Genomic DNA, 26,374 nt, shown 5'->3' on the forward strand with positions numbered 1-26,374 from the left:
GCACCTCTCCCCCCACCCCCTGTTTCCCCTGCCGTCTACAGGAGGTCCCACCGTGTTCCCCCGTACCCGTGCGAGAGCCGCGCTCGCGACCGCCGGCACCGCCGTCGCCGCCCTGCTGCTCGGCTCGCTCTCCGCACCGACCGCCCAGGCCGGCGGTCACGAGTCCTGCCGCCCCGACGGCCTCTACGCCACACCGGGCGTGGACGTGCCCTACTGCACCGTCTACGACAGCGCCGGCCGGGAGAAGATGGGCGCCGACCACCAGCGCCGCATCATCGGCTACTTCACCAGCTGGCGCACCGGCAAGGACGGCCGCGACGCCTACCTGGCCTCGGACATCCCGTGGGAGAAGGTCACCCACCTCAACTACGCGTTCGCGCACGTCGACAGCGCCAACAAGCTGTCCGTGGGTGCCGACAGCCCGGACAACCCGGCCACCGGCATGACCTGGCCCGGCGTGGACGGCGCCCAGATGGACCCGGCGCTGCCCTACAAGGGCCACTTCAACCAGCTGACCAAGTTCAAGAAGCAGCACCCCGACGTCAAGACACTGGTCTCGGTGGGCGGTTGGGCAGAGACCGGCGGCTACTTCGGGGCCGACGGCGAGCGCGTCGACTCCGGCGGCTTCTACTCCATGGCCACCAACGCCAACGGCTCGGTCAACCAGTCCGGCATCAACACCTTCGCCGACTCGGCGGTGGACTTCGTCCGCACGTACGGCTTCAACGGCGTCGACATCGACTACGAGTACGCCACGTCCATGAAGGACGCCGGCAACCCGCTGGACTGGGGCGTCGCCAACCCGCGGCGGGCCGGGCTGAACGCGGGCTACGCGGCGCTGATGAAGACGCTGCGCGAGAAGCTCGACCGCGCCGGGGCAGCCGACGGCAAGCACTACCTGCTGACCGTGGCCGCGCCCTCCTCGGGCTACCTGCTGCGCGGCATGGAGACGTACGAGACGGCGAAGTACCTCGACTACGTCAACATCATGTCCTACGACCTGCACGGCGCCTGGAACGAGCACGTCGGCCCGAACGCCTCGCTGTACGACGACGGCAAGGACAGCGAGCTGGCGGGCGCGGGCGTGTACACCACCTCGCAGTACGGCGGGACCGGGTACCTCAACACCGACTGGGCCTACCACTACTTCCGCGGCTCGATGCCGGCCGGGCGCATCAACATCGGCCTGCCGTACTACACCCGCGGCTGGAAGAACGTGACCGGCGGCACCGACGGGCTGTGGGGCAAGGCCCCTGCGACGACCTGCCCCGCCGGCGCGGGCCTGACCAAGTGCGGTGACGGCGCCTCCGGCATCGACAACCTCTGGCACGACCTGGACACCGCGGGCAAGGAGTCTCCCGCCGGGTCCAACCCGATGTGGCACGCCAAGAACCTGGAGAAGGGCGTCGTCGGCGACTACGTCACCCAGTACGGCTTCCCGGCGAACACCGCCCTGACCGGCACCTACGTGCGCAGGTACGACAGCACGCTGACCGCGCCCTGGCTGTGGAACGCCCAGAAGAAGGTGTTCCTGTCCACCGAGGACGAGCAGTCGGTGAAGGCCAAGGCCGACTACGTGGTGGACAAGGGCATCGGCGGCACCATGGTGTGGGAACTGGCCGGCGACTACGACTGGAACGCCGCCAAGGGCCAGTACGAGACCGGTGACACCCTCACCACCGCCATGTACGACGCGTTCAAGTCGGCACCCGCCTACGGCGCCACCCGCGCCACCACGGACATGCCCTCGCAGACCCTGGACGTGGACGTGCGGTTCACCGACTTCCCGCTCGGCGACTCCAACTACCCGATCAGCCCCAAGCTGAGGATCACCAACAACTCCACCGCCACCCTGCCCGGCGGCACCGAGTTCCAGTTCGACTACGCCACCTCGGCGCCCGGCAACGCCAAGGACCAGTCGGGCTTCAACACCACGATCGTGCGCAGCGACCACACCGCGCCGAACAACGTCGGCGGGCTGCGCGGCGACTACCACCGGGTGTCGCTGAAACTGCCCGCCTGGCAGTCCCTCGCCCCCGGCGCCTCGGTGAGCCTGGACTTCGTCTACTACCTGCCGACGTCCACACCGTCCAACTGGACCGTCCACCTCGACGGTAAGCGGTACGGCATCACCGGTGACCACGCCAGGGGCACCACCCCGGGCAGCCCCGGCGGCGGTGACACCGGCGGGAGCGGCGGCACGGGGGGCAGCACCGGCGGCAACGGCGGTGGTGACAGCGGCGGCAGCAACGGCGGCAACGGCGGCGGGTGCACCGCCGGCGCGTGGGACCGCGGTGCCGTCTACAACGGCGGGAACACCGTCTCCTGGGAGGGCCGCTCCTGGAAGGCCAAGTGGTGGACCAAGGGCGACGAACCCGGCACCACCGGCCAGTGGGGGGTGTGGGAGGACCTGGGTGCCTGCTGACCGGCCACGGGTGTGCGTTCACGGCGGTACCGCCGTGAACGCACACACCGGGAGGTGAGAACCGCCGACGGGCGGACGGTGGGGAGTCGCCCGCGCCCATGGCGCGGAACGACTCCCCACCGGGCGTTCCGGTCGCCGGTCGTGGCAGGCTGCCGGACGGACAGCGGCACGGGGAGGCACCGGCCGGCCGGACGACGAGGTGCGGGATGCGCGAACGGGGCACGGGCATGCGCGAGATCGACACGGACGCGGTACGCCGCGCGCGCTGGGCGGTCGGCGCCGTCTTCGCCGTGCACGGCGCCGCCAGCGGGAGCTGGGCCACCCGCATCCCCTGGGTGCGCGAGCACCTCGACCTGGGACCGGGCGCGCTCGGGCTGGCCCTGGCGTGCGCCACCCTGGGCGCCGCCGCCGCGATGCCGCTCGCGGCGCGCCTCACTCACCGGTACGGGCCGCGCGCCGCGCTGCGCGGACTCGCGGTGCTGTGCTGCGCCGGACTGGCACTGCCCGCGCTCGCCCCGCAGTTGGGCCTGCTGTGTCTGGCGCTGCTCGTCTTCGGCGCCGGCCTCGGCCTGCTGGACGTGGCGATGAACGCCCAGGGCGTGCAGATCGAGGAGCGCATCGGCCGCTCGGTGATGTCCGGCCTGCACGGCCTGTGGAGCGTCGGCGCCCTCGCGGGAGGCGCGGGAGGCGCGCTGGCCGCGCACTTCGGCCTGGACGCCAGGATCCATCTGGCCGCGCTCGCCCCCGTGCTGGCGCTGCTGGCCCTGCTGGCCTCCGGGCTGGCCCTGGACATCAGGGCCGCCGCCACCGAGGCGGCGCCGCCGCACTTCGCGCTGCCCTCCCGCGGAGTGCTGGCGATCGGCGTGGTCGGTTTCTGCGCCGTCTTCGCCGAGGGCGCCTCGATGGACTGGTCGGGTGTGTACCTGAGGGAGGTGGCGGGCTCCTCACCCGGAGTGGCCGCCGCTGCCTACACGGCCTTCGCCTGCACGATGGCCCTGGCCCGGTTGGCCGGCGACGCCACCGTGCGGCGCTTCGGAGCGGTGCGCACGGTACGGGTCGGCGGCGTGCTCGCCACGGCCGGCGGCGTGCTCGTCGTGACGGCCCGCACCCCGGGACCCGCCATCGCGGGCTTCGCCCTGGTCGGCCTCGGCATCGCGGTGGTGGTGCCGCTGTGCTTCGCCGCGGCCGGCCGCACCTCGGCAGCCCCGGGCCAGGCCATCGCCGGGGTGGCGACACTCGCCTACGCCTCGGGGCTGGCCGCACCGGCGCTCGTCGGCTGGATCGCGGAAGCGACCACGCTGTCGGCGTCGTTCGCGGTGGTGACGGCGCTCGCCGCAGGCCTGGTCGCCGGCGCGGGCCTGCTGCGGCCCCGCCCGGCGACCGCCGGCGGCTCCATCGCCGCGGCCGGACCGGGCGCGGGCACGGCGGCGGGACCGGCGGAACAAGCGGGCGGTGCGCAGCCGCCCGGGGCCCTCGGCCACGGCACGGAGACCGACGGCCGCTGACTTCCGCGTCCGCGCAAGCCCGGGCGTGCGGATCGCGTGCCGCGCCCGCCGCGCGCTCCGCCGTTGGTGGTGGTCTCGGCGGCAGCACGCCCTTCGGCCGGGCCGCGGTGGCACGCTGCCGGGCATGACCGAAGCCCAGCGGGTACGCCAGTCGCGGCAGCAGCCGACCGGAGCGGGCATCACCGGCCGGCTGGCCGCCGCCGGGGCCGGGCTGCCGCCCGGCGACGGCCTGCGTCCGTTCCACGACGCCTACCTGGCCGCCTGGCAGCGGTACGAGGACTCCGGCGGTGGGGGCAGCGGCTCCGGCGGCGGCGCCACGGGCGCGCCGGCGGAGTGGGGGCCGGCGGCGGGCGATCCGGGGCGGGTGCTGCGCGTCCGCCTGGCGGAGCGCTACCTCGCCGCGCTGGACACCGCCCATCCGCAACCGCCCGCCTGCTGGCAGCCGTTGCGGCAGCTGCGCGGGCATCCGGCCATCCGGCCGCTGCAGTTCGCGCTCGCCTCGGCGCACGCCCACCTGGGCCACGACCTGCCGCTGGCCCTGCTCGACACCGGTTCCGCGCTCGGGCTGGGCCCGCAGAGTTGCGGGGCCGCCTTCGAGGAGGTCGCCGACGAGCTGACGGCCCTGGTCGAGGGCGTCTGCGAACGGGCCCGGCCGGTCGCCGAGCAGTGGCATGTGGGCGATCCTCTCGCCCACCTGGCCGGCGCGTGGGACGCCGCACGGGCGCGTGAGGGGGCGTGGGACGCGGCGGTGGCGCTGTGGGAGCTGCGTCCGGCGTCACCGGCCGGACGCGGCTGCACGCGGGCGCTCGCCGCCGGTGTCGGACTGGCCTGCCGGTTGCTGCTGACGCCCGTGGCGGACGCGGAACGCCCGCCACGGATGCCGGCTCAGTTCTCCGGCAGCTCCACCGGGGCGATGTCGTCGTAGACGTCTCCCGGGCCCGGGTTGGCGGGGTCGGTGGACCCGCCGAGCTGGTGCATGACGCCCCAGACCGCGTTGAGTGCCGTCTGCACGGCGCCCTCGGCCCAGCCCGCCGTCCAGGAGATGTCGTCGCCGGCCAGGAACAGGCCGCGCTTGTCCTGCGGCAGGCGGTCCTGCATGAAGTGGGTGAACAGACGGCGCTGGTAGCGGTAGTGGCCGGGCAGGTTGGCCTTGAACGCCCCCATGAAGTAGGGCTCGTTCTCCCAGGAGACGGTGACCGGGTTGCCGATGATGTGCCGCCGGATGTCCACCTTGGGGTAGATCTCACCGAGCGACTTCAGCATGACCTCCAGACGCTCGTTCGCGTCCAGCGGCAGCCACTTGAGGCTGTCGTCGCACCAGGTGTACGACAGGCAGATGACCGCGGGCCGGTCCGGGCCGTCGTCGAGCAGGTAGGTGCCGCGTGTCATGCGGTCGGTGAGCGTCATGCTCATCGTGTCGCGACCGGTCGGCTCGCCCCTCTCGTCCAGCTCCGGGTCCAGCCAGAAGGGCCGGTCCACGGGGACGAACAGCTTCGAGGACTCCATGTAGTGGGTGCGCTCGACAGCGGTCCAGTGGTCGATGGGCAGCAGCGAGTCATCACAGTCGATCTTGGACAGCATCATCCAGGACTGCGCGGTGAAGATCGCCGCCCGGTAGGTGCGGATGTCGCCGGCCGCGTCGGTGACGGTGATGCGGTTGCCCGACGTGCGGTGCAGCCGGGTGACGGCGGGCCGGTGGGCGCCCTCGTGCAGGGACTTCAGCGACGTGCCCAGCGGCCAGTGCACCAGCTTCGCCGGCTCGCGCTCCCACAGCCGCAGCGGCAGCTGCTGGCTGCCGCCGACGATGCCGCGGTGGTCGTCGTCCGCGCCGGTGTAGACGACGCGCAGGATCTCCAGGATCGAGTTGGGGAAGTCGGTGTCCCAGCCGCCGGTGCCGAAGCCGACCTGGCCGAAGATCTCCCGGTGCCGGAACGAGGAGAACGCGGGCGAGTCGCACAGGAAGCCGTAGAACGTCTGGTTGTCGAGCTTCTCGACGAGCCGCCCCCAGATCTCCCGGATGCGGGCGACGTCCCTGTTGCGGATGGCGTGCTGCATGTCGGAGAAGTCGGCGCCCTCCTCCAGGCAGGTGTTCCAGGCGTCCATCACCTGGTGGTACACCTCCGGCAGGTCGTCCAGGGTGCGCGCGTAGTGCGACTCGCCCTTGAGGTCGACGACGGTCGAGGGCGTGTCCGGGGAGAGCGGGTTGGGGAACGGCTCCATCTCCAGGTCGGCCAGGTCGACGTAGTGCCGGAAGGCGGTGGACGACGGCGGGAAGCGCATCGCACCCATCTCGGCGGTCAGCGAGCCCTCGCAGCCCTCGAAGGTCGCGGTGCGCAGCCGCCCGCCGATGGCGTCGGCCTCGTAGACGACGGGCTTGAGGCCCATCTTCATCAGCTCGTACGCCGCGACGATGCCGGACAGGCCGCCACCGATCACCGCGACCTCGGTGCCGTGCTCGGTTGCCGGGACGGAGCCCAGACCGGCCGGGTGGCTGAGGAAGTCGTCGTAGGCGAAGGGGAAGTCGGGGCCGAACATCGTGACGGGAGGCGTGGACTGGGCCTCGGCGTGCAGCTCGTCGTGGACGGCGGCGGGCACGGTGGCGGTCATCGGCGCGGTTCTCCTTGCGAACACAGGGACGGGTACAGCTCGGGGCGGCGGTCGGTGAGGTAGGGGTTGGCGGCGCGCGAGGCGGCGAGCGCCGCCGGATCGACGTCGGCGACGAGGAAGTCCTCGCCGGTGCCCGCGCGGACCGGCACGCTGCCGTCCGGGGCGACCACGCAGCTCAGCCCGGCGAAGCTGAACTCGCCTTCCGTGCCGTGCCGGTTGGCGTAGGCGATGTAGAGCTGGCTCTCGTAGGCGCGGGCCGGCAGCAGCGTGTTCGGCACGATCTCGAACGGCCGCATCAGCGCGGTGGGCACCAGCAGCAGCTCCGTGCCCGCCAGCGCGTGGGCCCGCACGGTCTCGGGGAACTCCACGTCGTAGCAGACGAGCAGGCCGACGGTGACGCCGTCCAGCTCCGCCTGGACGACCGGCTGCGTGCCGGGACGGAACGCGCCGCCTTCGAAGGAGCCGTACAGGTGCGTCTTGCGGTAACCGGCCAGCCGCTCGCCGGTCGGGCCGATCAGTTGCACCGCGTTGTACACCGCGTCACCGTCCCGCTCGGGGTAGCCGTAGACGACGGCGACGCCGTGCTCGGCGGCGATCCGTCCGACGGCCTCGGCGCCGGGCCCGTCGGCGGGCTCGGCGACGGCGGCGACGGCGCCGCCCAGCGCGTAGCCGGTGAGTGACAGCTCTGGGGTGACCAGCAGCCGGGCGCCGGCGGCGGCGGCGCGGGCGGCGGCTTGGTCCAGGGCGGCGAGGCTGTCCGCGCGGGACGCGGGCACGCCGCCGGGGCCTTGCAGCAGCGCGGTGCGCAGCGGTGTCATGGAACCTCGTGACCTGGGCTTTTCCGGGGTGGGTGGATACTTTCGACGGTACGTTCGGCGGCCGGTGGCCCACAAGCCGCATTCCTTGCGCACCAGGTGGTGGTTCGTTGCGTCCGGAACGACCGTGGCGGCGATTCGTTGCGCGGACACACGACGGCGGCCGCCCGTCCCCCTGCGGGTCGGGCGGCCGTCGATGCCTGCGGGGACGGGTCGCTCAGGTGGGCGAGCCGGCCGAGAAGCGGCGCAGGAGGGGCGAGAGCACCAGGACGGACTTGGTGCGTTCGACGAACGGCTCGCCCGCGATGCGCTCCAGCACCCGCTCGAAGTGGCGCATGTCGGAGGCGAAGATCTGCACGATCGCGTCGGCGTCGCCGGTCACCGTGGACGCAGACGCCACCTCGGGGTAGCGGGCCAGGCCGCGGCGGATGTCGCCGGGGGAGGTGTTGTGGCGGCAGTACATCTCGATGTAGCCCTCCGTCTCCCAGCCGAGTGCCGCCGGGTCGACCCGCACCGTGAAGCCGGTGATGGCGCCCTCGGCCCGCAGCCGGTCGACGCGGCGTTTGACGGCCGGGGCTGACAGGCCCACCTCGGCGCCGATGTCGGCGTAGGAGCGTCGGGCGTCCTCGGCGAGGGCGTGGACGATGCGTTCGTCGAGATCGTTCAGTCGCACGGCGTGCCGTTCACTTCTGTGTGGTCGAGGTGTCGGTGTTCGGGGTGAGGGCCGTCTGTGTGGTCAGGCGGGAGTGCTTGCGGCCGTAGAGGAAGTAGAACACGAGCCCGGCGGCCATCCAGCACCCGAACACGACCCAGGTGACCACCGGCAGGCTGGTCATCATCCACAGGCAGAAGGCGAAGCCCAGGGCGGGCAGCAGCGGCGACAGCGGCAGCCGGAAGCCGCGGGGCATGTCGGGCCGGGTGCGGCGCAGCACGATGACGGCCACGTTGACGAGGGCGAACGCGAACAGCGTGCCGATGCTGGTGGCGTCGGCGAGCTGCCCCAGCGGCACGGCGGCGGCGAGCACGCCGCAGAAGGCCGCCACCAGCACGGTGTTGGCGCGCGGGGTGCCGGTGCGCGGGTCGACGCGGGAGAACACCTTGGGGACCAGGCCGTCCCGGGACATGGCGAACAGGATGCGGGTCTGGCCGTAGAGCACGGCCAGCACGACGCTGGCGATGGCGACGACCGCGCCGGCGGCCAGCAGCACGGGCCAGAAGTTGTGCCCGGTGACGTCCCGCAGCACCCCGGCGAGCGCGGCCTCGGACCCCTCGAAGGACTGCCAGGGGGTGGCGCCGACCGCGACGGCGGCGACCAGGACGTAGAGCACAGTGACGATGAGCAGGGACAGCATGATGGCCCGCGGCAGGTCCCGCTGCGGGTTCTTCGCCTCCTCGCCCGCGGTGGAGGCGGCGTCGAAGCCGATGTAGGAGAAGAACAGCGACGCGCCGGCGGCGCTGACACCGGCCATGCCCAGCGGCATGAAGGGCGCGTAGTTGCCGGCCTTGATGCCGGTGAAGGCGACCGCGCAGAACATCAGCAGCGCGCCGATCTTCACCATGACCATGATGGTGTTGACCCGTGCGCTCTCCCGGGCGCCGCCCAGCAGGAAGCCCATCGCGAACAGCACCACCAGCAGCGCGGGCAGGTTGAAGAACCCGCCGTCGCCGGGCGGTGCGGAGAGTGCCGCTGGGAGGGTGACGCCGATGGTGCCGTCGAGGAGTTCGTTGAGGTACTCGCCCCAGCCGACGGCGACCGCGGCCACCGAGACGCCGTACTCCAGGATCAGGCAGAGCCCGCAGATCCAGGCCACCAGCTCGCCCATGGTCGCGTAGGAGTAGGAGTAGGAGGAGCCGGACGCGGGGATCGTGCCGGCGAGTTCGGCGTAGGACAGCGCGGAGAACAGTGCGGTGAGGCCGGCGATGACGAACGACACGGTGACGGCCGGGCCGGCTTCGGGCACCGCCTCGCCGAGTACCACGAAGATGCCGGTGCCCAGCGTGGCACCGATGCTGATCATGGTGAGCTGCCACATCGTGAGCGACCGCCGCAGCTGGCCGCCGCTACCGTGGCCGGCCTCGGCGACGAGCTGCTCCACGGGCTTGCGCCGCATCAGCCGGGCGAGTCCGCCGACGGGCGGGGGATGCGGCGCGCTCTGCACTGCGGTGTGGTCCGGCACGGGTGGCTCCTTAAGCCCTTGCTGCGGCTCGCGGCGGTCACGCGCGCACGCCAGCGACCGCCACGCCCACGTGCGGCTCGGGCTGGGGCGGCGGACCGCTGAGCAGGCGGTTTCCGCCACTCCTGGTACAGCGCACGACTCTACGAGCGCGGCGGGCGCACGCGTAACGCGCATTCCTTGCGTGTGCGTGTCGATCCGTTGCGCGATTCGGCGTTCCGTGCGTCGTCACCGACGGGCGCATGCGGGGAACGTGTCACCGGCCGCCGCGCGGGCCCGCACGGCGGCACTCCGGACGCCCCCGCGGGGCTCCCGGAGTGCGGCCGTCCGGTGCTCGGGTCAGCTCCAGCTGGCGTGCAGCGGCTTGCCCTCGGCGTAGCCGGCGGCGCTCTGCACGCCGACGACGGCCTTCTCCGCGAACTCCGCGAGGGAGGCGGCCCCGGCGTAGGTGCACGAGGAGCGCACGCCGGCGATGATCGAGTCGATCAGGTCCTCCACTCCGGGGCGGGCCGGGTCGAGGAACATGCGGGAGGTGGAGATGCCCTCCTCGAACAGGGCCTTGCGGGCCCGGTCGTAGGCGGACTCCTCGGCGGTGCGGTTGCGCACCGCGCGCGCGGAGGCCATGCCGAAGGACTCCTTGTAGAAGCGCCCGTCGGGGGCCTGCTGGAGATCGCCGGGCGACTCGTGGGTGCCGGCGAACCAGGAGCCGACCATCACGTTGGACGCGCCGGCGGCCAGCGCCATGGCCACGTCCCGGGGGTGGCGCACCCCGCCGTCGGCCCAGACGTGGGCGCCGAGGCGGCGGGCCTCGGCGGCGCACTCCAGGACGGCGGAGAACTGGGGGCGGCCGACGCCGGTCATCATGCGGGTGGTGCACATCGCGCCCGGTCCGACGCCTACCTTGACGATGTCGGCACCGGCCTCGACCAGGTCGCGCACGCCTTCGGCGGAGACGACGTTGCCCGCGACCACCGGCACCGCCGGGTCAAGGGCGCGGACGGCCCGCAGGGCGTCGATCATGCCCTGCTGGTGGCCGTGCGCGGTGTCGACGACGAGGGTGTCGGCGCCGGCTTCGAGCAGCGCGGCGGCTCGACCGGCGACGTCCCCGTTGATACCGACGGCGGCGGCGACGCGCAGCCGCCCGTCGGCGTCGGTCGCCGGGGTGTAGAGCGTCGCGCGCAGCGCGGCCTTGCGGGTGAGCACCCCGACCAGGCGGCCTTCGGCGTCGACGGCCGGGGCCATGCGCCGGTGGGCGGTGTCCAGCCGATGGAAGGCCTCGCGGGGGTCGATGTCGGCGGGAAGCAGGAGCAGTTCCCGGGACATGACGGCGCTGAGCTGGGTGAAGCGGTCGACGCCGGTGAGGTCGGCGTCGGTGACGACGCCCACCGGCCGGCCGCCGTCCACGACGATGCCGGCGCCGTGGGCACGCTTGGGCAGCAGCGACAGGGCGTCGGCGACGGTGGCGGTCGGCGCGAGCACGATCGGCGTGTCGAGCACCAGGTGGCGCTGCTTGACCCAGGAGACGACCTCGGCGACCACGTCCAGCGGGATGTCCTGCGGGATGACGACGAGCCCGCCCCGGCGGGCGACGGTCTCCGCCATACGACGGCCGGCGATGGCGGTCATGTTGGCCACGACGAGCGGGATGGTGGTGCCGGTGCCGTCGGGGGCCGAGAGGTCCACCGCCTGACGGGAGCCGACGGCGGAGCGGTTCGGCACCATGAACACGTCGTCGTAGGTCAGGTCGTAGGGGGGCCGCTGGTCGTTGAGGAATCGCACGTGCTGGACATCCAAGTCGTTCGGAGGAGGCCCCCGGCGTCGCAGCCGGAGGAAAACGCACGTACTTGAGTCTCCCACGGCGGCCCCCGTGCCCGTCCACGGATGATTCGCCACAGGTGGGGGGCCATCCGCCGTAGGAAGCTACAGCCCGGGTCGGCTCACCGCTGCTGCGCCGCCTCCTCCTGCAGACCGGGGGTGACGGGCGGCCTGTTGCCCGAGGCCGGCACCTCCTTGCCGGCCCAGGCCAGCACCCGCAGCCCCACGGGTTCGGTCCAGCGCGCGGCGAACGGGCCCAGCAGCACCATCAGCAGCACGTAGGCGGTGGCCAGCGGCGCCAGCTGGGGTTCGGTGCCCGCCGCGAGCCCTGCGATGACGATGGAGAACTCGCCCCGTGCCACCAGCGCGCCGCCGGCGCGCAGCCGTCCGCGCGGGCTGACCCCGGCCCGGCCCGCCGCGTACCAGCCCGTGAGCATCTTGGTGAGGCTGGTGACGACGGCCAGCACGAGCGCGGGCACGAGCACCGGCAGGATGTCGGCCGGCACGGTGGACAGTCCGAAGAAGACGAAGAAGACCGCGGCGAACAGGTCGCGCAGCGGGGTGAGCATGGCCCGGGCGCTGTGCGCCACCTCACCGGAGATCGCGATGCCGACGAGGAAGGCGCCGACCGCCGCGGAGACCTGGAAGCGTTCGGCGATCCCGGCGACGAGCAGTGTCAGGCCCAGCACGACGAGCAGCAGCGTCTCGGCGTTGTCGGAGGAGACGGCCCGGCTGATCAGCCGGCCGTGCCGCAGCGCGAGGACCAGCACCACACCGACCGTGCCGAGCGCGACGGCGAGGGTGATGCTGCCGCTGGCCAGGCCCACGCCGGCGACCACGGTGGTCAGCAGCGGCAGGTACACCGCCATCGCCAGGTCCTCCATGACCAGCACGCCGAGCACGACCGGTGTCTCCCGGTTGCCCAGCCGCCGCAGGTCGGTGAGGACCTTGGCGATCACCCCGGAGGACGAGATCCAGGTGATGCCGGCGAGCGCCACCGCCCCCACCGGCCCCCAGCCCAGGACCAGCGCGGCGACCGCGCCCGGCGTGGCGTTCAGCAGGAAGTCGACCAGGCCCGAGGGGTACTGCGTCTTGAGGCTGGTGACCAGCTCGGAAGCGCTGTACTCCAGGCCCAGCATGAGCAGCAGCAGGATCACGCCGATCTCGGCGCCGATCTCGAAGAAGTCCTCACTCGCGCTGAGCGGGATGATGCCCCCGTTGCCGAAGGCGAGCCCGCCGAGCAGGTAGAACGGGATGGGGGACATCCCGATGCGCCCGGCGAAGCGGCCTACGAGTCCCAGACCGAGGATGACCGCGCCCAGCTCGATCAGGAGAATCGTGGTGTCATGCACGTGGTCATCCTCCGGCGATGATGTCGGCGAGGTCGGAGACGCCCTCGCGGGTGCCCACGACGACCAGCGTGTCGCCGGTCTCCAGGCGGAAGTCGGGTCCCGGGGCCGGTTCGGCCCCGGTGCGGCGCAGCACCGCGACGATGGACGCGCCCGTCCTGGTGCGGGCCCGGGTGTCCCCGAGGGGGCGTCCGCGGTAGGGCGACTTGGGGTCGATGCCGATGCGCTCGGTGACGAGGTCCAGTTCCAGTTCCACGCAGCGCAGCGCATCGACACCGGTCGGCTCGGGCCTGACCAGCTCGGCGAGCGCGCTGGCCTCCTCCGGCTCCAGCGGCACGGTGGCCTGGCAGGTGTCCGGGTCGTCCGGGTCGTAGAAGCCGATGAAGCGGCGCCCGTCCTGGTGGACGACCACGGAGATGTGCCGCCCCGCACGGGTCTGCAGGTCGTACTGGGTGCCGACGCCCGGCAGCGGTGTGCGTCGCGTGGTCATGTCCCTCTCCCCGGAGAGTAGGCGGACTGGTCTGCGCTACAGCGTGGTGCAGGCCCATGGTATTTCCGGCCCGCCTCGTTCCCGACCGCGGCCTCGGGGCGTAGCGTGGGGACATGAGTGATCTTGACCTCCGGCCGACCGCGCGCACCTGCGGTGGTCTGGGCGAGGTGGCGGCCGAACCGGTGCGCGAGCTGATGACCGGGCGGACCGTGCCGCTGGGCGAGTCCACCCGGGTCCGGCGGCTGCTGCCGGGGCTGGGGCGCCGCATGGTCGGAGCCTGGTGCTTCGTCGACCAGTACGGTCCGGACGACATCGCGGACCGGCCGGGCATGCAGGTGCCGCCGCATCCGCACACCGGGCTGCAGACCGTCAGCTGGCTGCACGGCGGCGAGGTGCTGCACCGCGACAGCGTCGGCAGCCTGCAGACCGTGCGCGCCTACGAGCTGGGCCTGATGACCGCGGGCCGGGCGATCTCCCATTCGGAGGAGTCGCCGCGCGACCACTCCCCCATCCTGCACGGCGCCCAGCTGTGGGTGGCGCTGCCCGACGCGCACCGGCACACCGAGCCCGCCTTCGAACACCACACCGACCTGCCGCAGGTCACGTCGCCGGGCCTGCGGGCCACCGTCGTACTGGGTGGGCTGGACGGCACCCGCTCCCCCGGCACCGTCCACTCCCCGCTGGTCGGCGCCGACCTGTCGCTGGTCGGCGGCGCCTCGGCCCGCCTGCCGCTGGAGCCGGACTTCGAGTACGCGGTGCTGTCCATGGCGGGCGCCGCTGACGTGGACGGCGTGCGGGTCGAACCGGGCTCGATGCTGTACCTGGACTGCGGGCGGCGGGAGCTGCCGCTCCGCGCGGACAGCGACGCCGAGCTGATGCTGCTGGGCGGCGAGCCGTTCGAGGAGAAGATCGTGATGTGGTGGAACTTCGTGGGCCGCACACACGAGGAGATCGACCGGGCGCGCACCGACTGGATGACGGGGTCCGGCTTCGGCCAGGTCACCGGCTACGACGGCGACCCGCTGCGGGCCCCGGAGCTGCCACCCGTCCCCCTCAAGCCCCGCGGCCGGGTGCGTTGACCTGGCACCCCACGCCCTGCATGCGGCTCGGGTTCTGAGGCTCGGTGAGTCATTCGCTTGAGGGTAGGAGGTTGTGACTCCGTCGGTTGCCAACACGCTCAACCCTGGCCGTTAGGTTGGGCCCATGGAGATCATTCGCCGGGCCTACGACCACCCGCACGTCGTTTCCCTGGTCGCAGGTCTACAGGCCGAGTACGTGCAGATCTACGGTGCTCCCGACGACAGTCCCACCGAGCCTGGGCAGTTCTCGCCGCCCGATGGGGCGTTTGCTGTGGGATACGAGTCCGCCGTGCCTGTCGTGATGGGAGGCTGGCGGATGCGCGCGGACGGGCGCGCGGAACTCAAGCGCATGTTCGTCGTCGATGGACAGCGCGGGCATGGGCTCTCCCGTCCCATGCTGGCGTGGCTGGAGGAGTCTGCCGCAGCCGCAGGTGCACCTTGGATCGTGTTGGAGACGAACCGGCGCCACCCGGCGGCGATCGGCCTGTACCGCTCGTGCGGCTATGCCGATGTCCCCGCCTTCGGCTACTACACCGACGATCCGCTCACCGTCTGTCTCGGTCGACCGCTGCCCGTCGGCCATGAGCACGAATCACGGGATACGACCGTGCGTTGAAGGCCGCGACGATGACCACGGCCTCGCGCCTCTGCGGTTCAGACGCGGAGCCATCTGCGCCAGGCGGGCCGGCGGCCGGAACCGCCGGGGCTGTCCGGCGCGGGGCGCGACGGCGTGGCTGCTGCGGTGTCCGCCTCCGACTGCTCGTCCTCCTGCTGCCCGTCGTCCTGCCGGTGCGGCTCGGGGCCGCCCGCCGCCGGCCCGGGAGCGCGGTCCGGTTCCGGGCCACCCGCGGGTTCCGGGGCTGGGCCGCCGCCCGTCGGTTCCGGGGCTGGGTCCGGTTCCGGGTCGGGGCCGGGTTCGGCGGGGCCGGGCCCGGCGCCGGGCGTGCCGGGGTCGAGGGTGGCGACGAAGTCGGCGAGGTCGCGGACCACGTGCTCGGGGCGCTCCCAGTACAGGCAGTGCCCGGCGCCCTCGTAGACGACGAGCCGGGAGCCGGGGATCGCGTCCAGCACGGTCTGCTGGTCCTCGCGGGTGAGCAGTTCGTCCCGGTCGCCCCAGAGCACGAGTGTCGGCACGAGGATGCCGGACAGTGTGGCCGGCAGGTCGGTCTCCAGCAGGCCGCGCAGGGTGTCACGCCACACCCGGGCGGGAGCCTTCAGGCTCTCCGTGACCACGGCGTCCGTGAAGGCCGGTGACATGGACCCGGCTGTCATTCCCCGGGAGAACTCCTCGGCGAACGCGCGGTCCACCGGCTCCGGCAGCTCGCGGACGGCCTCCCACAACTCCATGGCGCCCGGTTTGTCGGCAAGCGCGGCGGGAGTGCCCAGCAGGACCAGGCCCGCCACCCGGTCCGGGTAGCGTCCGGCGACGATCCGCGCCTGCACGCCACCGCTGGAGCCACCCACCAGCACGGCCCGCTCGATGCCGACCGCGTCCATGAAGGACACCAGGTCCGCGGCCAGCTCCTCGGGGGTGTAGCCGTCGGGTGGCTTCGCGGCGTCCCCGTGGCCGCGCTGGGTCGGGGCGTAGCCGTGCAGGCTGGCGGGGAAGCGGCGCAGCACCGGTTCGAAGGTGCGCCAGGAGTCCGCCCAGCCGTGGACGAGGACGATGGGCAGCGAACCCGGGTAGCCAGCCTCCGCATACGGGATGACCAGCTCCTGCGGCGCGTTCCCGCGGAGCACGACGTGGCGTTCGGCGATGGTGGACAAGTTTCCGGTCCTCCTCACCCCTGCTCCGAGCGTAGCCGAACGCGTCCTGCCCGGCATTCGCGTGCACGCCGCCGACGACCGAGCCGCCTCCGGCCGCGCGTCCCCACCGCGCCTCCCCGGCGGGCGGCGGCCCGGACGGTGCCAGCGGCGGCGGGACAGGGAGGAGTCGCGCATCACCAGCTCCGGCTGGAGCACGATGCGCTGGTGCTGGTGGCTGTCCGCCCGGTCGCCGGTCTCCTCAATCAGCAGGTCGGCGGCCAGCCTGCCCGTGTGGAAGGCCGGCTGCCGCACCGAGGTCGGCGGCACGGCCGCTGCGGAGGCGAACTCGATGTCGTCGTAGCCGACCAGCGCCACCTCGTCGGGCACGCTCACGCCGGCCCTGTAGAGGGCCTGGAGCACGCCGGGCGGTGACATGGCCGGGGCTGCCGGACGGTGGTTGACTGGGTGGTATGCCGCTCCGCCGCTACGGCGTTCTCGCCGGGACCCTGCACCACCACTTCCGGGACCCGCCCGACGCGCAGGGACGCTGGTTCCACGTCAACCTCACCGTGGACGCTCCCGCCGGGCGCCACCGGTGCGCCGTGGACGTCGACAGCAAGCAGTCCGCCACCGGGGTGCGCTGGAAGTGCCTCATCCTGGACGCGTCGTCGCTCGGTCCGGTGGCCGCGTGGGTCCCCGGCTACCACGAGCTGGCCCGCACTCCGGACTCCGGAGCCCTGGACTTCGTCCGCCATCCGGCGCTCACCGGCCGTCCGGGTTGCGTCTTCGTCCGCCGGCCGCCGGGCCGGCTCGGCGGGTCAGCCGCAGCGCCGCCGTGGTCGCTCGGCTCGCACCTCGACGCCGCCTCGGCGCTGGAACCGCTGCTGGTGCCCGGCCGGGACGTGCTCGTCTTCGGGGAGCCGTTCCGGACCGGGCTGGGCATGCACAACATCCACCAGAACCAGGGCGACCCGCCCGGTAGCCAGTGGTGGGACGAGAACGGCGTCTGGCAGGACGGCGCCGTCCTCACCCGTCGGGAGGACGGGCGGTACGACGCCTTCCTGTCCGCGTTCACCACCCAGGCCGAGCGCACCGACGACGACGGGCACCCGGCCTGACCGCAGTGCTCCGGTGCGGCCGGGCAGTCCCCGGCCGCACCTGCGGTCAGCGGTAGGTCAGGTCGGAGGCCGAGTACTTGCAGTGGGTGCCGTCGGCGTTGCTGCCGTTCTTCGTCGGCTCGGCCCCGGTGTTGTTGCCCAGGTACTTCTGGCAGGGGACGATCTTCCTGCTGCTGTCCCCGATGATGGTGATGCCGCGCAGGGTCAGCGAGTCGCCGTAGTTGGTGTTGATGCCGCCGATCACGCCGCCGGGTGCGGTGATCTCGGTGTTGCTCACGTTGATGGTGCGCTTGTGCTGGGTGGAGCAGTTGCCGCAGGAGCGCACGAAGGTCTTGAAGTCCTGGGCGGCGAAGTTGGAGATGTTGAGCGTGCCGCCGCCGTTGAACTGGAAGATCTTGTCGGAGGCCTTACGGGCGCCGCCTCCGGTCACGGTGTAGGTCTTGCCGGTACCCCGGAAGGTGGCGGCGTCCTCGCCGACGTCCTCCCACCACACGTTCTGCAGCGTGCAGCTGCCGGAGCAGTGGATGCCGTCGGCGGCGGGCGCGCCGAGGATGACGTTCTTCAACGTCGCGCCGTCGGCGAGCTTGAACAGCGGTGACTGGTTCTCCTCCTGGCCGCCGGTACCCAGGTTGCCGGTGCCGTAGTAGCGCTTCATGCCGCCGTCGACGGAACCGGAGATGTTCTTCGTCGCGCTGACGGGCTCGCTGCCGTTGGCCGAGGGCCAGGTGGCGGCGGAGGCGGACGGCAGGGACAGCCCGGTGACGAGGGCGCCGGCGGCGAGGGCGAACGCGCCGATGCCGCCGGCGATCACCCGCCGTTTGCCGGTGAGGGAGAGGTTCTTGGAGTGGGTCATGTGCGTCGGCTCCTTGGGGTGGGGCCTCGTGGGAGGTGGGTCGGACGCCCGGCTGGGAGCGGCGGAGCGGTACGCGGTGACCGGCCCGCGGCCGTCGGCTCCGTGCACCGGGCGCTTGGGGGTGGTGCTGCACCTCCAAGTCGCCGCCCCCGCCCGGAAGGTTGCCGCCGGATGCGAAGAGTTCCGGCGGGGCGGCGGTACCGGCGGTCCCCGTCAGTCGCGCGGGAGTGGCCACATGGTCGGGTTGGTGACGAAGTGACCGCCCAGGCAGGCGTGTTCCGGGTTGCCGGGGTCCAGTTCGCCCTGCTCGGCGATGAGTTGCGCGGCAAAGCCTTCGGAGTCGTCCTGCGGTTCGTAGCCCAGGGAACGGGCGGAGGTCAGGTCCCACCACAGCCGGGTGTTGGCGGACGAGCCGTACACGACGGTGTGGCCGACCGCCTCGGCGGTGAGGGCGGCGTGGAAGAGCCGCGCCCCGTCCTGCGGGCTCATCCAGAGGGAGAGCATGCGCACCGAGGTGGGCTCGGGAAAGCAGGAGCCGATGCGGACGGAGACGGTCTCCATGCCGTGCCGGTCCCAGTACAACTGCGCGAGGTCCTCACCGAAGGACTTCGACAGGCCGTAGTAGGTGTCCGGGCGGCGGGGTGTGTCCACGGGGATGAGCGGTTCGCCCGGGAGCGGCCGGGGGGTGTGGCCGGTGGCGTGGTTGGACGAGGCGAAGACGATGCGCGGCACGCCTTCCTCCCGGGCGGCCTCGTACAGGTGGTACGTGCCCTCGATGTTTGCACGCAGAATCATCTCGAAGGGCGCTTCCAGGGAGATGCCCGCGAGATGGATGATCGCGTCCACGCCGCGCACGGCCTCACGCAGGGCGCCGATGTCGGCCAGGTCGGCGGTGATCGCGTCCGGTGCCCCGGTGACGGGCGCCACGTCCAGCAGGCGCAGCTCGTATCCGTAGGCCGGGAGCAGTTCCCGCATGAGGGTGCCGAGTCCGCCGGCGGCGCCGGTGAGCAGGACGGTGCGCGGAGCGGGCATGCGGGGACTCCTCAGTCGGGACGGACGGGTCGGCCCGGTGCAGGGGCGGCGGTGCCGTCCGTGGTGCGACCGGGCCCGGCGGGAGGGGCGCGAAGGCGGTGCGGCTGAGCTGCGCGGCGGATGGGCGTTGCGTGCGCACACGGTGTGTGCGGCGGGCGGGCGCGCACCGGGGAACCGGCACGGGAGGTGTGCGCCGACGGTCGGCGTTCCCATGCAACGGACAAGCTAGGAAGCGCGGACGACGGCGTCAAGTGCCGTCCCACCCGGCGATGCTCACGGCACCGGCACAGCGCCACCACCACGGGCACCTCCTTGACCTGCGTCGTCGCGCCGCCCTAACGTGACCGCGCCCCGCGGGAGCGCGGCCGGCGAACCCGTGGACGCCGACGGAACCCGCTCGCGCCACACCTCCCCGGCCCTGCCCGCCACGCCCCGGGCCGCCGCTCGCCGGGCGGTCCCGGGGGCCGCGCCTCCCTGCCCGCCCGGTCGCCGAACCGCGCGTCCGCCGCACCTCGTTGCCGACCGGGAACACCGGCGGCCTCAGACCCGAGGAGTCCGAGTGAAGACCTCCGCATTTCTCTACCCGTGGGACGTCGTGGGAGACCCGCACGCCGCGGCGCGCGTCGCGGACCTGGGGGTTCGGCAGGTGACGCTGGCCTCCGCGTACCACTCCACGCGGGCGGTGACGCCGCGCCATCCGGGCCACCGCGTGGTCACCGCCGAGTACGCCGCGGTGCTGTACCCGCCGGACGAGCGCCGGTGGGCGGGGACGGCGCTGCGTCCCCGGCCGCAGACCTGGACGGCCTCGCCGGACGCGTTCGGGGAGGCGGCCGAAGCGCTGGCCGCCGCGGGCCTCGAAGTGCACTCCTGGGTGGTGCTCGCGCACAACTCCCGCCTGGGCGAGGAGCATCCGCGAAGCTGCGTGGTGAACGCGCACGGGGACCGCTACCCGTGGGCGCCCTGCGTGGCGCGGCCCGAGGTGCGGTCGTACCTGGTGGGCCTGGCAGCGGAGGCGGCGGTCCGGCCGGGGGCGGCCGGCACCGAGCTGGAGTCGTGCGGCTGGTACGGCTACGCGCACCTGCACGCCCACGACAAGGTCGGCGGGGTAGCCTTCGGGGACGCCGCCTCGTACCTGATGTCGCTCTGCTTCTGCGACGCCTGCCAGGCCGGGTACGCCGAACACGGCGAGGATCCGGACCGGTTGGCGGCCTCGGTACGCGAGGCGCTGGAACCGGTGTGGGCGGGCGCGCCCTCGCCGGAGGCGGGCTGGGCGGGGGTGCGCGCCCTGTTGGGCGCGCGGGCGGCCGAGGCGACGCTGCGCTGGCGCGGCCACGTCGCCCGCACGCTTCAGCAGTCGGTGGTCGGCGCGGTGCGGGCCGCCGCGGGGGCGGGTTTCCAGGTGCTGCTGCACGCCGATCCGGAGCCGTACCGCACCGGCGCCAACCCCGGGGTGGACGCCCGTCAGGTCCTGTCCGTCGCGGACGGTGTGGTGCTGCCGTGCACCGGCGACGACGCCGCCCGGGAGTCGGTGCTGCGGCCGTTCACAGGCCGGTCCGGGGTGGTCGCGGCCAACCTCAACATCGTCACGGGCATGGGCGGTTCACCCCGGACGCTGGAGCGGGACGCCGCACACGCCGCCTCCCTGGGAGCCGGCGAACTCCGCCTGTACCACGCCGGCCTGGCCTCAGGGCCGGACCTGCGGGCCGTCACCGAGGCGCTCGCGAAGCTCGACCGGGCAGCTGCGGACTGACGGCCGCGCAGCCGTAACGGGCGCTCCCCGCACTCTCCCGCCCTTTCGGACAGAAACCGCTTTCTACCTTGCCGGGCCTGCCACCTGCGGCGAAGCCTCGACGCCTGGACGGCCCCGGAACTTCTTCTGTCAGAAGCGTTGACGAAACATTCGGCCCACCTCTAGCTTCATCGCGTCGTACTTCGTACGTCATATATGAGACGCGATACGCGAGATCTGAGAGCTCCTCACCCATGACCCTTGCGCCCACCCCGATTCCGTCCCGCACGCAGTACGTGCTGGAGGCGATCAAGCACGCGATCCTCACCGCGCAGCTGAGACCGGGGCAGGCGCTCGTCGAGACCGAACTCGCCGCCAGGTACGGGGTGTCGAAGACCCCCGTCCGGGAGGCGCTGAAGACGCTCGCCGGCTCCGGGCTCGTGGTGATGAGCCAGTACAAGGGAGCCGTCGTCCGTCTGGTCGACGCGACCATGGCAAGGGAGGTCTACGACGTCCGCCTGATGCTCGAACCCGAGGCGCTGCGCCGCTCCATCACCCGCAGCGCCTCGCTCGACGCGGCCCGCGAAGCCCTGGAGCGGGCCGACGCGGCGGACGACAAGGCGGACAGGTCGCTGGCCAACAGGGAGTTCCACCGGGCGCTGTACCTGCCCTGCGGCAACCCGCTGCTGGCCCGGATGCTCGACGAACTCCGCGACCAGGCCGCCCTGGTGTCGACCGTGGCCTGGGCCTACCTGCCGACGTGGGAGCGGGAGGCCGCGGAGCACCGCGAGATCCTGCGGCTCGCGCTGGCCGGGGAGGCCGACGCGGCAGCCGCAAGCCTGCACCAGCACATCGCGTCGTTCGTCCACCGCGCCTTTCCCGACGACGAAGCCGGGGGTGGCGCGGCGTGAACGGCCGGTACACCGACGAAAGGCCAGTCCGTATGGACCTCTCACCGCTGAAGACGGCGCTCGCTGACGTCGTCGCCATCCCGGTGACCCCCTTCGCCGCGAACGGGAGCATCGACACCGCCGCGCACCGCGTCCTGCTGCGCAGGCTGCTCGACGGCGGGGTGCGCGTGCTCACCCCCAACGGCAACACCGGCGAGTTCTACGCTCTCTCCCCCGAGGAGCGCCGCGCGGTCACCGAACTGACGGTGGCCGAGGCACGCGGCCGGGCCGCCGTGCTGGTGGGCGTCGGGCACGACGTGCCGACGGCGGTCGCTGCCGCCGAGCACGCCAGGGACTCCGGCGCCGACATGGTGATGGTCCACCAGCCGGTGCACCCCTACGTGTCGCAGGACGGCTGGATCGACTACCACCGGGCCGTCGCCGAGGCCGTGCCGGAACTCGGCGTTGTGCCCTACATCCGCAACCCGCTGCTCACCGGCGACCGGCTCGCCGCGCTGGCCGACGACTGCCCCAACGTCGTCGGGGTCAAGTACGCGGTGCCCGACGCGGCGCGCTTCGGCGCCTTCGCCCGGGACGCGGGACTGGACCGCTTCGTGTGGATCGCCGGGCTGGCCGAGCTGTACGCGCCGTCCTACTTCGCCTCCGGGGCCACCGGGTTCACCTCCGGGCTGGTCAACGTCGCACCGGGCGTCTCGCTGTCGATGCTCGCCGCGCTGCGCGACGGCGACTACGCGGCGGCGATGAAGGTGTGGGAGCAGATACGCAGGTTCGAGGAGCTGCGCGCCGACCGGCAGTCGGCCGACAACGTGACCGTGGTCAAGGAGGCGCTGGCCTCGCTGGGGCTGTGCAGCCGGGACGTGCGCCCACCGAGCCGGGTGCTGCCCCAGGCGCAGCGCCGGGATGTCGCCGACCAGGTCGCCGGGTGGTCGGTGTGACCGGCCGCGCGGCGCCGGAGGACCTGCGCAGCCACCAGTGGTACGGCACGGACGGGCTGCGCTCGTTCAGCCACCGGGCCCGCACCCGGCAGCTCGGCTACCTGCCGGAGGAACACCTGGGCAAGCCCGTCATCGCGATCCTCAACACCTGGTCCGACATCAACCCGTGCCACTCCCACCTGCGCGAGAGGGCCCAGGCGGTGAAGCGGGGCGTGTGGCAGGCCGGCGGTTTCCCGCTGGAGTTCCCGGTCTCCACGCTGTCGGAGACGTTCCAGAAGCCGACGCCGATGCTCTACCGCAACATGCTGGCGATGGAGACGGAGGAACTGCTCCGCTCCTACCCGGTGGACGGGGCGGTGCTGATGGGCGGCTGCGACAAGTCGACTCCGGCGCTGCTGATGGGCGCCGCGTCCGTGGACCTGCCCGCGGTCTTCGTGCCGGCCGGGCCGATGCTTCCCGGGCACTGGCGCAACGAGGTGCTGGGGTCGGGCACCGACATGTGGAAGTACTGGGACGACAAGCGGGCCGGTCTCATCGGTGACTGCGAGATGGCCGAACTGGAGAGCGGGCTGGCCCGCTCCCCGGGCCACTGCATGACGATGGGCACCGCCTCGACGCTGACGGCCGCGGCCGAGGTCCTGGGCGTCACCATGCCGGGTGCCTCGTCCATACCGGCGGTCGACTCCGGGCACGACCGGATGGCCGCGGCCTCCGGGCGGCGGATCGTCGAGCTGGTGTGGCGGCGCCTGACGCTGTCGCAGCTGCTGACCGCCGAGGCGTACCAGGACGCCGTGTCGACGGTGCTCGCGCTGGGCGGCTCGACCAACGCCGTGATCCACCTCATCGCCATGGCGGGGAGGTCGGGTGTCACCCTGACCCTCGACGACTTCGACCGGACCGCCCGCGAGGTGCCGGTACTGGCCGACCTCCGCCCGGGCGGGCGCTACCTGATGGAGGACTTCCACTTCGCCGGCGGGCTGCCCGCGTTCCTGTCCCGGCTGGCGGACGTGCTGCACCTGGACCGGCCGACCGTCGCCCACGACAGCCTGCGCGAGCAGCTGGCCGGTGCGCGGGTGCACAACCCGGAGGTCATCCGGGACCGCGACAAGCCGCTGGCTGAGGAGGGCGGCGTGGCGGTGCTGCGCGGCAACCTGTGCCCGGACGGCGCGGTCATCAAGCACATCGCGGCCGAGCCGCACCTGCTGCGGCACACCGGCCCGGCCGTGGTGTTCGACGACTACCGCGACATGCAGCGGCGCATCAACGACCCGGCGCTGGCGCTCACCCCCGACCACGTGCTGGTGCTGCGCAACTCCGGACCGAAGGGCGGCCCCGGCATGCCCGAGTACGGCATGCTGCCGCTGCCGGACTACCTGCTCAAGCAGGGCGTGCGGGACATGGTCCGGTTGTCCGACGCCCGGATGAGCGGCACCAGTTACGGGGCGTGCGTCCTGCACATCGCGCCCGAGTCGTACGTCGGCGGCCCGCTCGCGCTGGTCCACGACGACGACCTGATCACGCTGGACGTCGCGGCCCGCCGGCTCCACCTGCACGTGGACGAGGCGGAGCTGGCCCGGCGGCGCGCCGGGTGGACGGCCCCGCCCGCCCGCTACGGACGCGGTTACGGCGCGCTCTACGAGGAGCAGATCACCCAGGCCGACACCGGCTGCGACTTCGCCTTCCTGTCCCGCCCAGGTGAGGTCCCCGACCCCTACGCGGGCTGACCGGAGCCTGCATTCCCCCGTGCACCACCGGCCCCTGTCCCCGCCTGACCAGTAGTAAGCGCTTGCCACCCCCGGGTCCGCGCACCCGCACCACGCCCCAGCACCACAGGAGAACGGAGACGTGTCATGGCCCAAGGCGCAGCCGTGGCCACACCGCCCAAGGCGCCCAAGCGCCGCTCGGCGACACCCCGCCGACTGCCGTATCTGCTGATCGCCCCCGCGGGTCTCCTCATGCTGGGATTCATCGCCTACCCGGTGATCAGTGTCTTCTACTACAGCATGCAGGACTACAACGTCACCAAGCCGTGGCGGAACGGCTTCGCCGGCTTCGACAACTTCGTCCGGATCTTCACCGCGGACGACATGTTCTGGACCTCGCTGGTCTTCAGCGCGCAGTGGGTCGTCGTCCAGGTCTCGCTGCAACTGGTCCTGGGCCTGGCACTGGCCCTGATCGTCAACCAGACGTTCATCGGCCGCGGCATCGCCCGGGCCATGGTCTTCTCCCCCTGGGCCGTCTCCGGCGTGCTGACCAGCACGATCTGGATCCTGCTGTACAACTCCTCGACCGGCTTCAGCCGCTACCTCGCAGACGCGGGCCTGGGTGAGTACGGGACGTCCGTGCTGTCCGACACCGGCACCGTCTTCTGGGCCGCGGTCGTCGCCGAACTGTGGCGCGGGGTGCCGTTCTTCGCCATCCTCATCCTCGCCGACCTGCAGTCGGTGTCGAAGGAGCTGTACGAGGCGGCGTCCGTGGACGGCGCCGGACGCGTCCGCCAGTTCGTCCACATCACCCTGCCGCACCTGCGGGACGCGATCGTGCTGTCCACCCTGCTGCGCGCGGTGTGGGAGTTCAACAACGTCGACCTGCTGTACACCCTGACCGGCGGCGGGCCGGCCGGCGTCACCACGACCCTGCCGCTCTATGTCGCCAACACCGGGATCGAGGGGCACGACTTCGGCTACGCCTCGGCGCTCACCACCGTCGCCTTCGTGATCCTCCTGTTCTGCTCGATCCTCTATCTGCGCCTGAGCAAGTTCGGAGGCGACCACAAGTGACTGCCGCACTCGCCGTGAAGCACCCCGCCGGCTCCACCGGGACGTCCCCGCAGGACGCACCTCCGCCCGCCGCGCCGCGCCGCCGGGGGCGGGAGCGGGCCTTCGACGAGGCCCCGCGCTGGCAGATCTACCTGCCGCTGGGCATCTACCTGGTGTTCACGCTCATCCCCTTCTACTGGATGGTGCTGTTCGCCGTCCGCCCGGCCGGCTCCACCTCGCTGCTGCCGTGGCCGATGACCGGGGAGCACTTCTCCAAGGTCTGGAACGAGCGCAGTTTCGCGCTGTTCTTCCAGAACAGCATGATGGTCGGCGTCGCCACGCTGTTCACCACGACGCTGGTGGCGCTGGCCGGCGGCTACGCGCTCGCCCGCTTCCGGTTCCGGCTGAAGAACGCGTTCATGCTGGCGCTGCTGTGCTCGCAGTTCATTCCCGGCGCGCTGATGCTGGTGCCGCTGTTCGAGATCTTCCGGAACCTCCAGCTGATCAACTCCCTGTGGAGCGTGATCATCGCGGAGACGGTCTTCCAGTTGCCGCTGTCCATCATTCTGATCAGCGGGTTCATCAAGAACGTGCCCAACACCCTGGAGGAGGCCGCCTGGGTGGACGGCTGCTCGCGCTTCCGCGCCTTCTGCATGGTGGTCCTGCCGCTGCTGCGGCCCGGGCTGATCGCCGTCGGCTCGTTCGCGTTCGTGCACAGCTGGAACCACTTCCTGTTCGCCCTGATGTTCCTCAGCGAACACGACAAGCAGACCATCCCGGTCGGGCTGAACACCCTCATCGGCGCCGACAGCGTCGACCTGGGCGCGCTCGCCGCGGGCGGTGTGATCGCCGCCGTCCCCGTGGTGATCGTCTTCGCCTTCATCCAGAAGTGGCTGATCACCGGCTTCAGCGCCGGCGCTGTGAAGGGCTGACCGCCGTGCACCGACTCCCCACCACGCCCACAGGCCCGGTCCGGCCGAGGAGGACCCATCCCATGACATGCCACCGGCCAGCACCACGCCCCGGCCGGCC

The 26,374-nt window shown here is 72.5% G+C and carries 22 protein-coding genes and 1 pseudogene; 12 read left to right on the top strand and 11 right to left on the bottom strand.

Going from position 1 to position 26,374, the window contains the following annotated elements; genetic code table 11:
- Positions 1 to 52 precede the first annotated feature (52 nt).
- The 3 genes from QNO07_RS07870 to QNO07_RS07880 all read left to right on the top strand — a co-directional run bounded on the left by QNO07_RS07870 (position 53) and on the right by QNO07_RS07880 (position 4,855).
- Positions 53 to 2,425 carry a chitinase C-terminal domain-containing protein gene (locus QNO07_RS07870; protein ID WP_283990947.1) on the top strand — a complete coding sequence of 791 codons (2,373 nt, stop codon included), beginning with the start codon at positions 53 to 55 and terminating at the stop codon, positions 2,423 to 2,425.
- Between the two features lie 206 nt (positions 2,426 to 2,631).
- Positions 2,632 to 3,930, top strand: coding sequence for an MFS transporter (locus QNO07_RS07875; RefSeq protein ID WP_283990948.1), 1,299 nt, complete (start codon positions 2,632 to 2,634; stop codon positions 3,928 to 3,930).
- A 124-nt stretch (positions 3,931 to 4,054) separates the two neighbouring features.
- The gene (locus QNO07_RS07880; protein ID WP_283990949.1) at positions 4,055 to 4,855 is read left to right on the top strand and encodes a DUF5995 family protein; all 801 of its coding nucleotides are present in this window, start codon (positions 4,055 to 4,057) and stop codon (positions 4,853 to 4,855) included.
- Here QNO07_RS07880 and QNO07_RS07885 read toward each other — a convergent pair.
- The 7 genes from QNO07_RS07885 to QNO07_RS07915 all read right to left on the bottom strand — a co-directional run bounded on the left by QNO07_RS07885 (position 4,816) and on the right by QNO07_RS07915 (position 13,180).
- Positions 4,816 to 6,537 (bottom strand): flavin monoamine oxidase family protein, encoded by a 1,722-nt coding sequence (locus tag QNO07_RS07885; RefSeq protein WP_283990950.1) that lies wholly within the window; start codon positions 6,535 to 6,537, stop codon positions 4,816 to 4,818. The genes QNO07_RS07880 and QNO07_RS07885 overlap by 40 nt on opposite strands.
- A complete protein-coding gene (locus QNO07_RS07890) occupies positions 6,534 to 7,355 on the bottom strand; it encodes a carbon-nitrogen hydrolase family protein (protein WP_283990951.1) in 822 nt (273 codons plus the stop codon). The genes QNO07_RS07885 and QNO07_RS07890 overlap by 4 nt, the downstream gene beginning before the upstream one ends.
- Positions 7,356 to 7,569: 214 nt before the next feature.
- Positions 7,570 to 8,025: an Lrp/AsnC family transcriptional regulator gene (locus QNO07_RS07895; protein ID WP_283990952.1), complete on the bottom strand. Its 456-nt coding sequence runs from the start codon at positions 8,023 to 8,025 to the stop codon at positions 7,570 to 7,572.
- Between the two features lie 10 nt (positions 8,026 to 8,035).
- On the bottom strand, positions 8,036 to 9,529 hold the full coding sequence (locus QNO07_RS07900; protein ID WP_283990953.1) for an amino acid permease: 1,494 nt from the start codon (positions 9,527 to 9,529) through the stop codon (positions 8,036 to 8,038).
- 336 nt (positions 9,530 to 9,865) lie between these two features.
- Positions 9,866 to 11,305 (bottom strand): GuaB1 family IMP dehydrogenase-related protein, encoded by a 1,440-nt coding sequence (locus QNO07_RS07905; RefSeq protein ID WP_283990954.1) that lies wholly within the window; start codon positions 11,303 to 11,305, stop codon positions 9,866 to 9,868.
- Positions 11,306 to 11,463: 158 nt separating this feature from the next.
- Positions 11,464 to 12,693 carry a cation:proton antiporter gene (locus tag QNO07_RS07910; protein WP_283990955.1) on the bottom strand — a complete coding sequence of 410 codons (1,230 nt, stop codon included), beginning with the start codon at positions 12,691 to 12,693 and terminating at the stop codon, positions 11,464 to 11,466.
- A 4-nt stretch (positions 12,694 to 12,697) separates the two neighbouring features.
- On the bottom strand, positions 12,698 to 13,180 hold the full coding sequence (locus QNO07_RS07915) for a cation:proton antiporter regulatory subunit (RefSeq protein ID WP_283990956.1): 483 nt from the start codon (positions 13,178 to 13,180) through the stop codon (positions 12,698 to 12,700).
- A 113-nt stretch (positions 13,181 to 13,293) separates the two neighbouring features.
- Between QNO07_RS07915 and QNO07_RS07920 the strand changes: the two genes are divergently transcribed.
- Both QNO07_RS07920 and QNO07_RS07925 read left to right on the top strand, forming a co-directional pair.
- Positions 13,294 to 14,259 (top strand): pirin family protein, encoded by a 966-nt coding sequence (locus tag QNO07_RS07920; RefSeq protein WP_283990957.1) that lies wholly within the window; start codon positions 13,294 to 13,296, stop codon positions 14,257 to 14,259.
- A gap of 124 nt (positions 14,260 to 14,383) precedes the next feature.
- Positions 14,384 to 14,875 carry a GNAT family N-acetyltransferase gene (locus QNO07_RS07925; RefSeq protein WP_283990958.1) on the top strand — a complete coding sequence of 164 codons (492 nt, stop codon included), beginning with the start codon at positions 14,384 to 14,386 and terminating at the stop codon, positions 14,873 to 14,875.
- A gap of 38 nt (positions 14,876 to 14,913) precedes the next feature.
- On the opposite strand, the gene QNO07_RS07930 is transcribed toward QNO07_RS07925, so the two are convergent.
- Complete coding sequence (locus QNO07_RS07930; RefSeq protein WP_349636818.1) at positions 14,914 to 16,200, bottom strand: alpha/beta fold hydrolase; 1,287 nt, start codon at positions 16,198 to 16,200, stop codon at positions 14,914 to 14,916.
- Positions 16,174 to 16,428, bottom strand: a pseudogene (locus QNO07_RS07935) (substrate-binding domain-containing protein); the annotation flags it as partial. The gene QNO07_RS07930 and the pseudogene QNO07_RS07935, both read right to left, overlap by 27 nt.
- A gap of 47 nt (positions 16,429 to 16,475) precedes the next feature.
- On the opposite strand from QNO07_RS07935, the gene QNO07_RS07940 reads away from it, so the two are divergent.
- The gene (locus tag QNO07_RS07940) at positions 16,476 to 17,123 is read left to right on the top strand and encodes a DUF2278 family protein (protein WP_283990959.1); all 648 of its coding nucleotides are present in this window, start codon (positions 16,476 to 16,478) and stop codon (positions 17,121 to 17,123) included.
- Between the two features lie 46 nt (positions 17,124 to 17,169).
- Here the strand turns inward: QNO07_RS07940 and QNO07_RS07945 are convergent, their stop codons facing one another.
- Both QNO07_RS07945 and QNO07_RS07950 read right to left on the bottom strand, forming a co-directional pair.
- Positions 17,170 to 17,976, bottom strand: a complete 807-nt coding sequence (locus QNO07_RS07945) for a pectate lyase (protein WP_283990960.1) — start codon at positions 17,974 to 17,976, stop codon at positions 17,170 to 17,172.
- Between the two features lie 213 nt (positions 17,977 to 18,189).
- A complete protein-coding gene (locus tag QNO07_RS07950; RefSeq protein ID WP_283990961.1) occupies positions 18,190 to 19,008 on the bottom strand; it encodes an NAD-dependent epimerase/dehydratase family protein in 819 nt (272 codons plus the stop codon).
- A 559-nt stretch (positions 19,009 to 19,567) separates the two neighbouring features.
- Here QNO07_RS07950 and QNO07_RS07955 point away from each other — a divergent pair.
- The 6 genes from QNO07_RS07955 to QNO07_RS07980 all read left to right on the top strand — a co-directional run bounded on the left by QNO07_RS07955 (position 19,568) and on the right by QNO07_RS07980 (position 26,274).
- Positions 19,568 to 20,758 (top strand): hypothetical protein, encoded by a 1,191-nt coding sequence (locus QNO07_RS07955; RefSeq protein WP_283990962.1) that lies wholly within the window; start codon positions 19,568 to 19,570, stop codon positions 20,756 to 20,758.
- Between the two features lie 233 nt (positions 20,759 to 20,991).
- Positions 20,992 to 21,648 carry a GntR family transcriptional regulator gene (locus QNO07_RS07960; protein ID WP_283990963.1) on the top strand — a complete coding sequence of 219 codons (657 nt, stop codon included), beginning with the start codon at positions 20,992 to 20,994 and terminating at the stop codon, positions 21,646 to 21,648.
- A gap of 32 nt (positions 21,649 to 21,680) precedes the next feature.
- The gene (locus tag QNO07_RS07965) at positions 21,681 to 22,583 is read left to right on the top strand and encodes a dihydrodipicolinate synthase family protein (RefSeq protein WP_283990964.1); all 903 of its coding nucleotides are present in this window, start codon (positions 21,681 to 21,683) and stop codon (positions 22,581 to 22,583) included.
- On the top strand, positions 22,580 to 24,307 hold the full coding sequence (araD, locus tag QNO07_RS07970; protein ID WP_283990965.1) for an L-arabinonate dehydratase: 1,728 nt from the start codon (positions 22,580 to 22,582) through the stop codon (positions 24,305 to 24,307). The genes QNO07_RS07965 and araD overlap by 4 nt, the downstream gene beginning before the upstream one ends.
- A 126-nt stretch (positions 24,308 to 24,433) precedes the next feature.
- Positions 24,434 to 25,363: a carbohydrate ABC transporter permease gene (locus QNO07_RS07975; protein WP_283990966.1), complete on the top strand. Its 930-nt coding sequence runs from the start codon at positions 24,434 to 24,436 to the stop codon at positions 25,361 to 25,363.
- Positions 25,360 to 26,274 (top strand): carbohydrate ABC transporter permease, encoded by a 915-nt coding sequence (locus QNO07_RS07980; protein ID WP_283990967.1) that lies wholly within the window; start codon positions 25,360 to 25,362, stop codon positions 26,272 to 26,274. Before QNO07_RS07975 ends, QNO07_RS07980 begins: the two co-directional genes overlap by 4 nt.
- The last annotated feature ends 100 nt before the right edge of the window (positions 26,275 to 26,374 follow it).

It is taken from the genome of Streptomyces sp. 549, from assembly GCF_030124175.1.
Lineage (GTDB): Bacteria > Actinomycetota > Actinomycetes > Streptomycetales > Streptomycetaceae > Streptomyces.